This is a genomic window from Streptomyces sp. NBC_00306, assembly GCF_036169555.1.
In the GTDB taxonomy this organism is placed as follows: domain Bacteria; phylum Actinomycetota; class Actinomycetes; order Streptomycetales; family Streptomycetaceae; genus Streptomyces; species Streptomyces achmelvichensis.
The window spans coordinates 6,124,831-6,139,689 of sequence record NZ_CP108032.1; the positions used below are offsets into that span (position 1 = coordinate 6,124,831).

Below are 14,859 nucleotides of genomic sequence, written 5' to 3' on the forward strand. Positions count from 1 at the left end.
GTGGCACGGGGGTGTGCCTTCGGGGTCCCCCTGCCGCAGCAGGGGTGGGGTGATCAACCCTGGAACAAGTCGTGGCGTGCCACATACAGGGCGTGATCGCGGGTGTTTAGTCGTCCTCCCCAGCGCTTCCCTCAGAGAAACCTCAACTGGCCCAGGAATCCGCCCCTTTCCGGAAGACCCTGGTCCGCCGGGGCCGGCCCTCCTCGCCTTACAGCCGGTTTACGCGCGTAACGGGCAGGATGGAGACACACAGACAGTGCACAACCAGCCCTGATCATGGGTGACGGGCCCCGGAGGAAGGAACGCGACGTGCGCGTACTCGTCGTCGAGGACGAGCAGCTGCTCGCCGATGCGGTGGCCACCGGACTGCGCCGGGAGGCCATGGCCGTCGACGTCGTGTACGACGGCTCGGCGGCCCTGGAACGGATCGGTGTCAACGACTACGACGTGGTCGTCCTGGACCGCGACCTCCCCCTCGTCCACGGCGACGACGTCTGCCGGAAGATCGTCGAGCTGGGCATGCCGACCCGCGTGCTGATGCTGACGGCCTCCGGCGACGTCAGCGACCGGGTCGAGGGCCTGGAGCTCGGCGCCGACGACTATCTGCCGAAGCCGTTCGCCTTCACCGAGCTCACCGCCCGGGTGCGCGCGCTCGGCCGGCGTACGACGGTGCCGCTGCCGCCGGTCCTGGAGCGCGCCGGGATCAAGCTGGATCCCAACCGCCGGGAGATCTTCCGCGACGGCAGGGAGATCCAGCTCGCCCCCAAGGAGTTCGCGGTCCTGGAGGTCCTCATGCGCAGCGAGGGCGCGGTCGTCTCGGCCGAGCAGCTGCTGGAGAAGGCCTGGGACGAGAACACCGACCCGTTCACCAACGTCGTGCGCGTGACCGTCATGACGCTGCGCCGCAAGCTCGGCGAACCGGCCGTGATCGTCACCGTGCCCGGCTCCGGATACCGGATCTGACCCCGTGACCGCCGCTCCGGCGCCGCCCACGGCGCCCCCGAAGCCGACCTGGGACCCGCGCGACCCGGTACGCCCCCTGCTCCGCCCGACGATCCGGATACGGCTCACGCTGCTGTACGGCGGGATGTTCCTGATCGCGGGCATCCTGCTGCTGTCGATCATCTACCTGCTGACCGCGCAGGCCCTGCACGCCGGTAACGGTGTGCCGATCAAGCTGCTGCCCGACAGCAGGGTGCAGCTGACCGACAACAGCTGTGCGGGCCTGACCTCGGACCTCTCCGCCGACGAGGCGAACGCCGCGCTGCGGGCCTGCGTCTCGCACCAGCGCGAGATCGCCCTGGACAACCTGCTGCGCCGCTCGCTCTTCGCGCTGCTCGGCCTCAGCATCATCGCCTTCGCCTTCGGCTACGCGATGGCGGGCCGCGTCCTGTCGCCGCTCGGCCGGATCACCCGCACTGCCCGCCAGGTCGCCGGCTCGGACCTCTCGCGCCGTATCGAGCTCGACGGGCCCGACGACGAGCTGAAGGAGCTGTCCGACACCTTCGACGAGATGCTGGACCGCCTGGAGCGGGCCTTCACCGCCCAGCAGCGCTTCGTCGCGAACGCCTCGCACGAGCTGCGGACCCCCCTCGCCATCAACCGCACGCTGCTGGAGGTCCACCTCTCCGACCCCGGGGCACCCGTCGAGCTCCAGCAGCTCGGCAAGACCCTGCTGGCCACGAACGAGCGCAGCGAACAGCTGGTCGAGGGTCTGCTGCTGCTCGCCCGCAGCGACAACCAGGTCATCGAACGCAAGCCGGTGGACCTGGCGGAGGTCGCCACCCGGGCGGTCGACCAGACACGGGGTGAGGCCGAGGCCAAGGGGGTGGAGATCCGCGGCGAGCGCGGGCCCGCCACCGTGCAGGGCAACGGCGTCCTGCTGGAGCGGATCGCGCTGAACCTCGTACAGAACGCCGTGCGCTACAACGTGCCGGACGACGGCTGGGTGGAGGTCACCACGGAGACGGACGGCGGCCAGGCGGTCCTGGTGGTCTCGAACACCGGACCGGTGGTTCCCGCGTACGAGATCGACAACCTCTTCGAGCCGTTCAGAAGGCTGCGGCAGGAGCGCACGGGCAGCGACAAGGGGGTGGGCCTGGGGCTCTCGATCGCCCGCTCGGTGGCCAGGGCTCACGGAGGCCGTATCATCGCGGAGCCTCGCGAGGGCGGAGGCCTCGTGATGCGAGTCACCCTGCCCGTCTGAGACAGTGGTCGGCACCTGCGCACTTGGTTCGCTTTACGCGGAATTTTCGGGACCTGTTCCGAAGTTGAGGGTGTGGGATCGATCACAGATATGAATTTCAGGCCATCTACTCTCCGTGATCAAGACTCTTGCCGGAAAGCCGGGAAAAGTCCGGGTTTCCGGGGGTCCGGATCACGGGAAGTACACGGGGTGGCGCTGTGAAGTGCGGCATTCGGACCGTGTACGGTCCCCTTCGCCACTCAACGGATCACCTCTCGAGGGATCCGGTTGGGTGTCGATTGAGTAACAGACCTTGATGTGAGGCAAAATCTCCGCCTCAGGTCGGGCACAAGTCCGGCCTCTCACGCGTTACGTGCGCTGGAGACACCGCAACCACCCAGAGGGGGAGAGCGACATGGCAACGGACTACGACACCCCACGCAAGACCGACGACGACGTCGATTCCGACAGCCTTGAGGAACTGAAGGCCCGCCGGAACGACAAGTCGACCTCGACCGTCGACGTCGACGAGTTCGAGGCAGCCGAGGGCATGGAACTGCCCGGCGCGGACCTTTCCAACGAGGAACTGGCCGTCCGGGTCCTTCCCAAGCAGGCCGATGAGTTCACCTGCATGAGCTGCTTCCTCGTGCACCACCGCAGTCAGCTGGCGCGCGAGAAGAACGGCCAGCCCATCTGCCGCGACTGCGACTGAGGACTGGTCGGCCGTGGCAGACGACACACCGTCCAGGAAGCGGCGTTTCCGGCGTCAGAAGCCGTCGGAGACGCCCTGGGGCGGTTCGGGACCCGCAGAAGGCGCCACGCCTTCTGACGGGCACTCGGCCGTCCTCCTGCCCCACGGCGCAGGAGACGTCGGGCGGGGCCTTCCGGCCTCGTTCGAAGGACCCCCGCACGCGGCGGACGGACCCGGGACCCCGGCCAAGCCGGGGCGTCTGGCCGCGGTGCGCCAGGGCGTCCGCAAGAGCGGCGAGAACGCCAAGGCGGCGCTCGGCCACCTCGCGGACCGGATCATCGAGATCGCGCCGCGTGTGCCGGTGCGTGATCTCGAGACACTCCGCCGGCAGTTCCCGGGCCTCGGCCCGGAGCAGCTCGCGGACAAACTCGTCGCGGGCGCCGCCAACGCCACCTCGACGGTGGGCGCCGGCATCGGAGCCGCCGCGATGATGCCCGTACCTCCGGCGATGCCCGCCGAACTGGCCGCGGAGATCGCCGGCGTATCGGCGATCGAAATGAAGCTCATCGCCGAGCTCCACGAGGTCTACGGCATGAGGCCGGAAGGCAATCTCAGGGAGCGGAGCACCGCGTATCTGACCGCCTGGACGGAGGAGCGCGGACTCGATGTGACCAAGCCGGCCACCTACAAGAACATCGCGCTGAGCGGCGGTCTCAAGCGCGAGCTGCGCCAGCAGATCATGAAGCGCACGATCCGCAACCTGCCGAACCTGATGCCGTTCATGGTCGGCGCCGCGGTCGGTGCGGTGATGAACCGGCGGGACACCAGAAAGCTCGCGGACCGCATCCGCAAGGATCTGCGCACCCGGCAGGTGCCCTGGGACGCCCTGCCCGCCCTGCCGCCCCTGGAGCAGCACAAGGACGCCCTGGACGCGAGCCAGTGGCCCCGGGAGCTCGGGCACTGAGCCCGAGCGCCGGTCCTGGCGTCAGGCCGCCCGCACCGCGGTCAGGGCCGCCGCCAGCGCCTGAGGATCGCGCGTCGACAGATACACGTACGGAGTCGGGTCGTCCGGGTCCGTGATCTCCACCTTCAGCGCGGTGGGCACGTAGCTGCGCAGCAGCATGAACGCCCGCGGATCGGCCTTGTACGACCGCCAGGCACGCGCCTCCTCGGCATCCAGCGCCACGGGCTCACCGAGCGCCGTCAGCGGGATGCGCGCATCGCCCGCGACCAGCGAGCCGGCCACCACCCGGATGCGGACCGAGCCGTAGGAACTGACCACGACGGCCGCCAGCGCGGAGGCGCCCACGAGCCCCGCGAGCATCGGCAGCGTGCCGAGCGGGAGGGCGACGAGACCGCCCGAGATCCCGAGGAGAGCGGTGATGGCCCACCACGAAGCGGGAGCGGTCAGACGTTCGTCGTACTGCGGGGCGGAAGGCTGCATGCGCTCAAGCTTGGCACGGTGCGGCCGGGGGGTATTCGCGCGGGTAAGGTCTGCGCCTGTGAGTACTGCGAAATCCCGGGGGGAGAACCCCGGATCCTCCCCCTCCGCCCCCGGGGCGCGGGGAGACCGCCAGGACCGGGCCTCGGCTCTGATCCCGCCGGCCGACGCCATAGCGCCGGCCCGCCACCCGGACGCCCCGGCCCCCGGTGAACTCCTCGGCGCTCACTACGACCACTGCTTCGGCTGCGGCGAGGGCCAGCCCCACGGACTCCATCTCCAGGCGCGGGCCGGTGAAGGCGTGAGCATCACCGCCGAGTTCACCGTCAAGGAGGCCCACCAGGGAGCGCCGGGCCTCGCGCACGGCGGGGTCCTCGCCACCGCCCTGGACGAGACGCTCGGCTCGCTGAACTGGCTGCTGCGGACCATCGCGGTCACCGGCCGGCTGGAGACCGACTTCGTGCGCCCGGTGCCCGTGGACACCGTGCTCCATCTGAAGGCCGAGGTCACCGCCGTCGCCGGCCGCAAGATCTACTCCACCGCCGTCGGCCGGATCGGCGGCCCCGAAGGGCCCGTCGCCGTCCGCGCCAACGCTCTCTTCATCGAGGTCAAGGTCGACCACTTCATCGACAACGGCCGTACGGAGGAGATCCGCGCGGCCATGGCCGACCCCGATCAGATCCGGCGCGCACGCGCCTTCGAGGTGAACCCCTGATGCCCAACCCTGTCGACGTGCTGATCCGTCGTGTGGACCCCGAGGTTCCGCTGCCGGCGTACGCGCACCCCGGCGATGCCGGTGCCGATCTGGTGACCTGCGAGGCCGCCGAACTCGCCCCCGGTGAGCGCGCCGTGCTGCCGACGGGGGTGTCCATCGCACTCCCCGACGGGTACGCGGCCTTCGTGCACCCGCGATCGGGTCTCGCCGCCCGCTGCGGAGTAGCCCTCGTGAATGCCCCGGGGACGGTGGATGCCGGGTACCGTGGGGAGATCAAGGTGATCGTGGTCAACCTGGACCCGCGCGAGAGTGTGCGGTTCGATCGGTTCGACCGGATTGCCCAACTGGTCGTCCAGCAGGTCGAGAAGGTGCGCTTCCACGAGGTGGCGGAGCTTCCCGGCTCGGCGCGGGCCGAAGGGGGCTTCGGGTCCACCGGCGGTCACTCCGTCGTGGACGGCTCTACGGGTGGGAATCGATACGCTTCGGCCGTATCCGACCGGGAAGGACAGTGACGTGTTCGGACGTCGCAAGAAGAGTGGTTCCGCGGAGGACGCGGACGCAACGGGCGAGGCCGAGCGAGTCGCAGACTTGTCTGCCGAGCGCGACACGGAGTATGCCGACGACGAGGACGGCCCCCGCCGGACGAATCTTCCGCCGGCGCCGCGGCCCGACGGCCCCTGGGACCTCTCCGAGGTCTCCAAGCCCGGCGAGGGCCGGGTCGATCTGGGCGGCCTCTTCGTGCCCGGAGTCGAGGGCATGGAGCTGCGCGTCGAGGTAGCGGGTGACGCGATCGTCGCCGCGACGGTCGTCCTGCGCGACAGCGCGGTCCAGCTCCAGGCGTTCGCCGCGCCCAAGAAGGAAGGCATCTGGGGCGAGGTCCGCGAGGAGATCGCCTCGGGCATCACCCAGCAGGGCGGCATCATCGACGAGGTCGAGGGCCCGCTCGGCTGGGAACTGCGGGCCCAGGTACCGGTCCAGCTCCCGGACGGCACCGGCGGTGTGCAGCTCGTGCGCTTCGTCGGCGTCGACGGCCCCCGCTGGTTCCTGCGCGGAGTGATCTCCGGCCAGGGAGCGGTGCAGCCGGAGGCCGCCGGTCTGCTCGAGCAGATCTTCCGGGACGCGGTCGTCGTACGCGGCGAGGGCCCGATGGCTCCGCGCGACCCGATCGTCCTCAAGCTGCCCGACGATGCCCAGATGGTGCCCGAGGGTGTCCAGCAGGAGGAGCAGGAAGGCTCCCGCTTCTCCGGAGGCATGGGACAGCTGCAGCGGGGCCCCGAGATCACCGAGGTCCGCTGACGCCGGTCACGCACGACGGATCGCTGACAGCGTTCCAGCACGACGGATGGGCCGTACTCCCCGAGCGGGGGTGCGGCCCGTCCGGCTGTCCGGGCGCCGTGGCGTGGCGGGCGCCGGAACCGGCGGTGGGCGAGGCCCCCGACACCGCGGCCGCACACGCATCAGAATCACGTCAAAGACGCCGGTCGGGACGGCCATCGGTCCGATATGTCCGAAACCCCCGCCGTAGGGTGCACGCAGGTTGACGGGCAGTTTCTGAAAGACAATGGGGCCATGGCACGCGGCAAGCTTCGGATATACCTCGGTGCGGCGCCGGGTGTGGGCAAGACCTACGCCATGCTCTCCGAGGCACACCGCCGTGTGGAGCGGGGGACGGACTGTGTCGTGGCCTTCGTGGAGCACCACGACCGTCCCCGTACCGAGGTCATGCTGCACGGCCTCGAACAGATCCGGCGACGTGAGATCGAGTACCGCGGCAGCGTCTTCACGGAAATGGACGTCGACGCCGTACTGGAGCGACGGCCCGCTGTCGCCCTGGTGGACGAACTGGCCCACACCAATGTGCCGGGCTCGCGCAATTCCAAGCGGTGGCAGGACGTCGAGGAACTGCTCGCGGCCGGGATCGACGTCGTGTCGAGCGTCAACATCCAGCACTTCGAGTCGCTGGGTGACGTGGTCGAGTCGATCACCGGGGTACGGCAGCGCGAGACCGTACCCGACGAGGTCGTCCGCCGTGCCGATCAGCTCGAACTGGTCGACATGTCGCCACAGGCACTCCGCCGCCGCATGGCCCACGGCAACATCTACAAGCCGGACAAGGTCGACGCGGCCCTCTCCAACTACTTCCGCCCCGGCAACCTCACGGCCCTGCGGGAACTGGCGCTCCTGTGGGTCGCCGACCGGGTGGACGAATACCTCCAGCAGTACCGCGGCGAGCACAACATCCGCTCCACCTGGCAGGCCCGGGAACGCATCGTCGTCGGCCTCACCGGCGGACCCGAGGGCCGCACCCTCATCCGGCGCGCCGCCCGCATGGCCGCCAAGGGTTCCGGCAGCGAGATCCTCGCCGTCTACATCGCCCGCAGCGACGGCTTGACCTCCGCGTCGCCCAAGGAGCTGGCCGTCCAGCGAACCCTCGTCGAGGACCTCGGCGGCACCTTCCACCACGTCATCGGCGACGACGTCCCGACATCGCTGCTGGACTTCGCGCGTGGGGTCAACGCCACCCAGATCGTGCTCGGCTCCAGCCGACGGAAGGCCTGGCAGTACATCTTCGGACCCGGCGTGGGAGCCACGGTCGCCCGCGAGTCGGGACCCGATCTGGACGTGCACATCGTCACGCACGGCGAGGCCGGCAAGGGCCGCGGGCTGCCGGTGGCCCGCGGCGCGCGGCTCGGCCGCTCCCGGATCATCTGGGGCTGGATCGTCGGCGTCGTCGCCCCGATACTGCTCTCCCTGCTGCTCACCGCCCTCGACGACCGTCTGGGTCTCGCCAACGACGTCCTGCTCTTCCTGTTCCTGACCGTGCTGGCGGCGCTGCTCGGCGGGCTGCTGCCCGCCCTGGCCTCCGCGGCGGTGGGCTCGCTGCTGCTGAACTACTACTTCACCCCACCCACGCGCACGCTCACGGTCGCCGACCCCAAGAACCTCGTCGCCATCGTGATCTTCTTCGCGGTGGGCGTGGCGGTGGCCTCCGTGGTCGATCTCGCCGCCCGGCGCACCCATCAGGCCGCCCGGCTGCGCGCCGAATCCGAGATCCTCTCCTTCCTCGCCGGCAGCGTGCTGCGCGGCGAGACCACTCTGGACGCCCTGCTGGAACGGGTCCGCGAGACCTTCGCCATGGAGTCCGTGGCGCTGCTGGAGAGACAGAGCGACGTCGATCCGTGGACCACCGCGGGCAGCGTCGGCCCCAGCTCCGTCGTGCGGCCCGAGGACGCCGAGGTGGACATGCCCGTCGGCGACCACATGGCGCTCGCGCTCTCCGGACGGGTGCTGCCCGCCGAGGACCGCAGGGTGCTGGCCGCGTTCGCCGCGCAGGCCGCCGTGGTCCTCGACCGGCAGCGTCTGGTCGGGCAGGCGGAGGAGGCCCGCAGGCTCGCGGAGGGCAACAAGATCCGTACCTCGCTCCTCGCCGCCGTCAGCCACGATCTGCGCACGCCGCTGGCCGCCATCAAGGCCGCCGTCACCTCGCTGCGGTCCGACGACGTCGCATGGTCGCAGGAGGACCGGGACGAGTTCCTCGAAGGGATCGAGGACGGCGCCGACCGGCTCGACCATCTCGTCGGCAACCTCCTCGACATGTCCCGCCTCCAGACCGGCACCGTCACCCCGCTGATCCGGGTGACCGACCTCGACGAGGTGGTGCCGATGGCCCTCGTCTCGGTCCCCGACGACAGCGTCGAACTGGACGTGCCCGAGACCCTGCCGATGGTGGCCGTCGACCGTGGCCTGCTGGAGCGCGCCGTCGCGAACATCGTCGAGAACGCCGTCAAGTACAGCCCCGACGCCACCCCCGTCACCGTGGCCGCGAGCGCCCTCGGCGACCGGGTCGAGGTGCGCGTCGCCGACCGCGGCCCCGGCGTCCCCGATGACGAGAAGGAGCGGATATTCGAACCGTTCCAGCGCTACGGTGACGCTCCACGGGGTGCCGGAGTCGGCCTCGGCCTCGCGGTCGCCCGCGGCTTCGTCGAGGCCATGGGCGGCACCCTCACCGCCGAGGACACCCCCGGCGGCGGCATGACCATGGTCCTCACCCTCCAGGCGGCCCCTCGCCATGAGCCCGCCGAGCCCGGTCTCTCCTCCGGGATCACCTCGTGAACGGCCGGGACGGGGGAGCCGGGGGCAGTGTGGGCGGGGACAGTGGAGAAACGACAGTGCAGAAAGGCAGGCCCGCCATGACCCGGGTGCTCGTGGTCGACGACGAGCCGCAGATCGTACGTGCCCTCGTGATCAATCTGAAAGCACGCAAGTACGACGTGGACGCGGCTCCCGACGGTGCGACGGCGCTCCAGCTGGCCGCCGCCCGGCACCCCGACGTCATCGTGCTGGACCTCGGCCTTCCGGACATGGACGGTGTCGAGGTGATCAAGGGCCTGCGCGGCTGGACCCGGGTGCCGATCCTGGTCCTCTCCGCGCGGCACACCTCCGACGAGAAGGTCGAGGCGCTGGACGCCGGCGCCGACGACTACGTCACCAAGCCCTTCGGCATGGACGAACTGCTCGCACGGCTGCGGGCCGCCGTCCGCAGGGCCGAGCCCGTCGGCGGAGGTGACGACGACGTCGTGATCGTCGAGACCGAGGGCTTCACCGTCGACCTCGCCGCCAAGAAGGTCCACCGCGACGGACGCGACGTACGGCTGACCCCGACCGAGTGGCATCTGCTGGAGGTCCTGGTGCGCAACGCCGGCCGTCTGGTCAGCCAGAAGCAGCTCCTCCAGGAGGTCTGGGGCCCGTCCTACGGCACCGAGACCAACTATCTGCGGGTCTACATGGCCCAGCTCCGCCGCAAGCTGGAGACCGACCCCTCGCACCCGAGGCACTTCGTCACCGAGCCCGGAATGGGCTACCGCTTCGAGCGATCCTGAGGCCCCTTCCGGCCGCCCCGGCAGCCGTGGCAATGCGGCACCCGGAGCCGCCGTCGGCGGCCGGTAGGCTTGCTGTATGAGCGCTGTACCCCGTTCCGGGAATGCCGACAGGGCAGAGAAGCCCGCCGGCCGCTTCCGCCGCATGCTCGACCGGCTGTCCAGCTCGCAGGAAGACCTCGAATCGGAGGAGCTGCGAGAAGACGCGCAGGCATCGGGGTGTACCCGCATATCCGAGTGCAACGACCGCCAGATAGTCCGGGTGGCTGGTACCTTGCGCACGGTCACCCTGCGCCCGCGGGCCGGAGTGCCCGCTCTGGAGGCGGAGCTCTTCGACGGTACGGCCCCACTGGACGTCGTCTGGCTCGGCCGCCGGTCGATCGTGGGCATAGAACCGGGCCGCAGGCTGATCGCCTCGGGACGGATCTCCATGAGCCACGGCCGCCGGGTGCTGTTCAATCCCAAATACGAACTCCGACCACTCGGACAGGAGTAGCCGGTGACGTCTGTCGACAAGCCGACCACGACGAACGACCAGCAGCAGCAGGACAGGGACGCCAAGGCGGTCACCGAGGCGGCCCTGTTCGAGGCCTTCGGCGGCGTGCGCGGCATGGTGGAGACGGTCCTGCCCGGACTGCTTTTCGTCACGATCTTCACGATCAACAAGGACCTGCACATCGCGGCGATCGCGGCTCTCGCGGTCTCCCTGACGCTCGTCGCGGTCCGCCTGCTGCGCAAGGACACCGTCAAGCACGCCTTCAGCGGCGTCTTCGGGGTGGCCTTCGGTGTCGTCTTCGCGATGATGACCGGCAACGCCAAGGACTTCTATCTGCCGGGCATGCTCTACACCCTCGGCCTGGCCCTCGCGTACATCATCACGACCATCGCGGGCGTCCCGCTGATCGGTCTGATCCTCGGACCGGTCTTCAAGGAGAACCTGTCCTGGCGCACCCGTAACCCGGGCCGCAAGAAGGCGTACGCCAAGGCCAGCTGGGCGTGGGGCCTGATCCTGCTCGCCAAGTGCGCGATTCTCTTCCCGCTCTACTGGTGGGCCGACACCACACAGTTCGGCTGGGTCCTGGTCGCCCTCAAGATCCCGCCGTTCCTACTGGCCGTCTATCTGACCTGGCTGTTCCTGGCGAAGGCGCCCCCGCCCATCGACGTCTTCGCCGAGATGGAGGCGGAGGAGCTCGCCGAGCAGGAGCGCAAGGCGGCGGCGCAGCAGCGCGAGGCGTAGCCCTCGCCGACAGCGCACGGAGCTCCGACGACGAGAGGGGCCCGGGACCGATCGGTCCCGGGCCCCTCTCGTCATGCTGTGCCGTTCAGGAAATCTCCCGGCGGACCGAGAGCAGGTCCTCCAGTTGTTCCTCGCGGGCCTGGGCCGCCACGAACAGCAGCTCGTCACCCGCCTCCAGCGTCTCCTCCGTGCTGGGCGTGAGCACCCGCGAGCCGCGGATGATCGTGACCAGGGAGGTGTCCTCCGGCCAGGCCACATCGCCGACCGAGGTGCCCGCCAGCGCCGACTCCGGCGGGAGCGTCAGCTCCACCAGGTTCGCGTCGCCGTGGCTGAAGCGGAGCAGCCGGACGAGATCACCGACGCTCACCGCCTCCTCCACCAGCGCCGACATCAGGCGCGGTGTGGAGACCGCGACGTCGACGCCCCAGGACTCGTTGAAGAGCCACTCGTTCTTCGGGTTGTTGACCCGGGCCACCACCCTCGGCACCCCGTACTCGGTCTTCGCCAGCAGCGAGACGACCAGATTGACCTTGTCGTCACCGGTCGCCGCGATCACGACGTTGCACCGCTGGAGCGCCGCCTCGTCGAGCGAGGTGATCTCGCACGCGTCGGCGAGCAGCCACTCGGCCTGCGGCACCCGCTCCACCGAGATGGCGGTCGGTGCCTTGTCGACGAGGAGGACCTCGTGCCCGTTCTCCAGCAGTTCGCCCGCGATGGAACGGCCCACCGCGCCGGCGCCCGCGATTGCGACGCGCATCAGTGACCGCCCCCCTCAGGGCCTTCGGCGAACGCCGCTTCGACCTTCTCGATCTCGTCCGTGCGCATCATCACGTGGACGAGGTCGCCTTCCTGGAGCACGGTCTGCGAAGTCGGCAGCTCCGCCTCCCCGAGCCGGGTGAGGAAGGCGACCCGTACGCCGGTCTCCTCCTGGAGGGTGCTGACCTTGTGCCCGATCCAGGCGGCGGAGGTGTGCACCTCCGCGAGCTGGACCCCGCCGCTCGGGTCGCGCCACAGGGGCTCCGCCCCCGACGGCAGCAGCCGCCGCAGCATCTGGTCGGCCGTCCAGCGCACCGTGGCGACGGTCGGAATGCCGAGACGCTGGTAGACCTCGGCGCGGCGGGGGTCGTAGATGCGGGCGGCGACGTTCTCGATGCCGAACATCTCGCGTGCCACCCGCGCCGCGATGATGTTGGAGTTGTCGCCGCTGCTGACGGCTGCGAACGCGCCGGCTTCCTCGATCCCCGCTTCGCGCAGGGTGTCCTGGTCGAACCCGACTCCGGTGACGCGACGGCCACCGAACCCCGAGCCCAGGCGGCGGAAGGCCGTGGGGTCCTGGTCGACGACGGCGACCGTGTGCCCCCGCTGCTCCAGGGTCTGCGCGAGAGCGGATCCCACTCGCCCGCATCCCATGATGACGATGTGCACGCCCGTCCTTCCGGCTGTCAGTTCTGCAAAGGGCCTTACTCAGGCTTAACAGGGTCTCAGACCGTGGCCCAAGCTACACACGCGCGGTCCGCGCGGGGACCCTCGCGAGGCTGGGGGCGAAGAATCCCGGGCGATGGGGGTGGTGGGTGGGCGCTGTTCATATGGACCGCATACGATCCTCTGCGTGTCCAAACTGACCGACATTCCCAAACGGATCCTCATCGGAAGGGCCCTGCGCAGCGACAAGCTGGGGGAGACGTTTCTCCCCAAGCGCATCGCGCTTCCCGTGTTCGCCTCCGACCCGCTGTCCTCGGTGGCTTACGCACCCGGTGAAGTCCTGCTCGTGCTCTCCATCGCGGGCGTGTCGGCCTACCACTTCAGCCCGTGGATCGCGCTGGCCGTCGTGGTTCTGATGTTCACGGTGGTCGCGTCCTACCGGCAGAACGTCCACGCGTACCCGAGCGGCGGCGGCGACTACGAGGTCGCCAACACGAACCTCGGCCCGAAGGCCGGTCTCACCGTCGCCAGCGCCCTGCTCGTCGACTACGTCCTCACGGTCGCCGTCTCCATCTCCTCCGGCGTGGAGAACCTGGGCTCCGCGATCCCCTTCGTCGTCGAGCACAAGGTCTTCTGCGCGGTCGGGATAATCGTGCTGCTGACGGTGATGAACCTGCGCGGTGTGAAGGAGTCGGGCAAGCTCTTCGCGATCCCGACGTACGTCTTCGTCACCGGCGTGTTCATCATGATCGCCTGGGGTGCTTACCGGGGCCTCGTCCTCGACGACACCATGCGGGCCCCGACGGCGGACTTCGAGATCAAGCCCGAGCACCAGGGGCTCGCCGGCTTCGCCCTGGTCTTCCTGCTGCTGCGCGCGTTCTCCTCCGGCTGTGCCGCGCTCACCGGTGTCGAGGCGATCAGCAACGGAGTGCCGGCCTTCCGCAAGCCGAAGAGCAAGAACGCCGCGACCACGCTGGCCCTGATGGGCGGCCTGGCCGTCACCATGTTCTGCGGCATCATCGGCCTGGCCATGGCCACCGACGTGAAGATGGCCGAGCAGCCCGCGCACGATCTGCTCCGCGACGGCACCCCCGTCGGCGAGAGCTACGTCCAGAACCCGGTGATCTCCCAGGTGGCGGCCGCCGTCTTCGGCGACGGGACGTTCTTCTTCATCGTCCTCGCCGCGGCCACCGCGCTCGTCCTGTTCCTGGCCGCGAACACCGCGTACAACGGCTTCCCGCTGCTCGGCTCGATCCTCGCGCAGGACCGCTACCTGCCTCGCCAGCTGCACACCCGCGGCGACCGGCTCGCGTTCTCCAACGGCATCGTGCTGCTGGCCGGCGCGGCCATCCTGCTCGTCGGGATCTACGGAGCCGACTCCACCAAGCTGATCCAGCTCTACATCGTCGGCGTCTTCGTGTCCTTCACGCTCAGCCAGACCGGCATGGTGCGGCACTGGAACCGTCATCTGCGGACCGAGAAGAACGCCGCCAAGCGCCGCCACATGATCCGCTCCCGGGCGATCAACACCTTCGGTGCCTTCTTCACCGGCCTGGTGCTCGTGGTCGTGCTCGCCACCAAGTTCACCCACGGCGCGTGGGTGGCCCTGCTGGGCATGGTGATCTTCTACGGCACGATGAGCGCGATCCGTAAGCACTACGACCGGGTCTCCGAGGAGATCGCGGCACCGGACGAGCCCAGCGACGACACCGCGCGGCCCTCCCGGGTGCACGCCATCGTGCTTGTCTCCAAGCTCCACAAGCCCACCCTGCGTGCCCTGTCGTACGCCAAGCTGATGCGGGTCGACAAGCTCGAGGCGCTCAGCATCAGCGTGGACACGGCCGAGACGAAGGCACTGCGCCAGGAGTGGGACCGGCGGGGCATCAATGTGCCGCTGAAGATCCTCGACTCCCCGTATCGCGAGATCACCCGGCCGATCATCGAGTACGTGAAGGGACTGCGCCGCGAGAGCCCGCGGGACGTCGTGAGTGTCGTCATCCCCGAGTACGTGGTGGGCCACTGGTACGAGCACCTGCTGCACAACCAGAGCGCCCTGCGGCTCAAGGGCCGGCTGCTGTTCACGCCCGGTGTGATGGTCACCTCGGTGCCGTACCAGCTGGAGTCCTCGGAGGCGGCGAAGAAGCGGGCGCGCAAGCGCCAGGACTGGAGCGCACCCGGCTCGGTACGGCGCGGTCCTGTGGACCAGCGGCCCAAGGAGCCGACCGGCAAGGGGTGAGCCCGCGCTGAGACGTTCATGGCAAGCGGCCGGTCGGGACCCACGTACAGTGGTG

At 69.6% G+C, this 14,859-nt stretch carries 15 protein-coding genes; 12 read left to right on the forward strand and 3 right to left on the reverse strand.

What is annotated here, in order from left to right; all coding sequences use genetic code 11:
- Positions 1–309: 309 nt before the first annotated feature.
- From OHA05_RS27335 to OHA05_RS27350, 4 genes are all read left to right on the forward strand, one after another.
- Positions 310–963, forward strand: a complete 654-nt coding sequence (locus OHA05_RS27335) for a response regulator transcription factor (protein WP_313943634.1) — start codon at positions 310–312, stop codon at positions 961–963.
- A 4-nt stretch (positions 964–967) separates the two neighbouring features.
- Positions 968–2,206: a sensor histidine kinase gene (locus OHA05_RS27340; protein ID WP_313943633.1), complete on the forward strand. Its 1,239-nt coding sequence runs from the start codon at positions 968–970 to the stop codon at positions 2,204–2,206.
- Between the two features lie 394 nt (positions 2,207–2,600).
- Entirely contained in the window at positions 2,601–2,897 is a 297-nt protein-coding gene (locus OHA05_RS27345; protein WP_005310959.1) for a DUF4193 domain-containing protein, read from the forward strand.
- A 13-nt stretch (positions 2,898–2,910) separates the two neighbouring features.
- Positions 2,911–3,840, forward strand: a complete 930-nt coding sequence (locus OHA05_RS27350) for a hypothetical protein (protein ID WP_328861949.1) — start codon at positions 2,911–2,913, stop codon at positions 3,838–3,840.
- A gap of 21 nt (positions 3,841–3,861) precedes the next feature.
- On the opposite strand, the gene OHA05_RS27355 is transcribed toward OHA05_RS27350, so the two are convergent.
- A complete protein-coding gene (locus tag OHA05_RS27355; RefSeq protein WP_313943630.1) occupies positions 3,862–4,320 on the reverse strand; it encodes a DUF3093 domain-containing protein in 459 nt (152 codons plus the stop codon).
- A 148-nt stretch (positions 4,321–4,468) separates the two neighbouring features.
- Here OHA05_RS27355 and OHA05_RS27360 point away from each other — a divergent pair, with 148 nt between their 5' ends.
- The 7 genes from OHA05_RS27360 (at position 4,469) to OHA05_RS27390 (ending at position 11,146) form a co-directional block, all read left to right on the forward strand.
- A complete protein-coding gene (locus OHA05_RS27360) occupies positions 4,469–5,032 on the forward strand; it encodes a PaaI family thioesterase (RefSeq protein WP_313948830.1) in 564 nt (187 codons plus the stop codon).
- Entirely contained in the window at positions 5,029–5,544 is a 516-nt protein-coding gene (gene dut, locus OHA05_RS27365; protein WP_313948829.1) for a dUTP diphosphatase, read from the forward strand. The genes OHA05_RS27360 and dut overlap by 4 nt, the downstream gene beginning before the upstream one ends.
- A gap of 1 nt (position 5,545) precedes the next feature.
- Positions 5,546–6,328 (forward strand): DUF3710 domain-containing protein, encoded by a 783-nt coding sequence (locus OHA05_RS27370; RefSeq protein ID WP_313943629.1) that lies wholly within the window; start codon positions 5,546–5,548, stop codon positions 6,326–6,328.
- A gap of 273 nt (positions 6,329–6,601) precedes the next feature.
- The gene (locus tag OHA05_RS27375) at positions 6,602–9,145 is read left to right on the forward strand and encodes a sensor histidine kinase KdpD (protein ID WP_313943628.1); all 2,544 of its coding nucleotides are present in this window, start codon (positions 6,602–6,604) and stop codon (positions 9,143–9,145) included.
- Positions 9,146–9,222: 77 nt separating this feature from the next.
- Positions 9,223–9,912 carry a response regulator gene (locus tag OHA05_RS27380; protein WP_313943627.1) on the forward strand — a complete coding sequence of 230 codons (690 nt, stop codon included), beginning with the start codon at positions 9,223–9,225 and terminating at the stop codon, positions 9,910–9,912.
- A 76-nt stretch (positions 9,913–9,988) separates the two neighbouring features.
- The gene (locus tag OHA05_RS27385) at positions 9,989–10,405 is read left to right on the forward strand and encodes an OB-fold nucleic acid binding domain-containing protein (RefSeq protein WP_313943626.1); all 417 of its coding nucleotides are present in this window, start codon (positions 9,989–9,991) and stop codon (positions 10,403–10,405) included.
- A gap of 3 nt (positions 10,406–10,408) precedes the next feature.
- Positions 10,409–11,146 carry a DUF3159 domain-containing protein gene (locus OHA05_RS27390; RefSeq protein ID WP_328861950.1) on the forward strand — a complete coding sequence of 246 codons (738 nt, stop codon included), beginning with the start codon at positions 10,409–10,411 and terminating at the stop codon, positions 11,144–11,146.
- A gap of 85 nt (positions 11,147–11,231) precedes the next feature.
- Here OHA05_RS27390 and OHA05_RS27395 read toward each other — a convergent pair whose 3' ends face one another.
- Positions 11,232–11,903 (reverse strand): potassium channel family protein, encoded by a 672-nt coding sequence (locus OHA05_RS27395; RefSeq protein WP_313943623.1) that lies wholly within the window; start codon positions 11,901–11,903, stop codon positions 11,232–11,234.
- Positions 11,903–12,571: a potassium channel family protein gene (locus OHA05_RS27400; RefSeq protein ID WP_313943622.1), complete on the reverse strand. Its 669-nt coding sequence runs from the start codon at positions 12,569–12,571 to the stop codon at positions 11,903–11,905. Before OHA05_RS27400 ends, OHA05_RS27395 begins: the two co-directional genes overlap by 1 nt.
- 184 nt (positions 12,572–12,755) lie before the next feature.
- Here OHA05_RS27400 and OHA05_RS27405 point away from each other — a divergent pair, with 184 nt between their 5' ends.
- On the forward strand, positions 12,756–14,804 hold the full coding sequence (locus OHA05_RS27405) for an APC family permease (protein ID WP_328861951.1): 2,049 nt from the start codon (positions 12,756–12,758) through the stop codon (positions 14,802–14,804).
- Positions 14,805–14,859 lie beyond the last annotated feature (55 nt).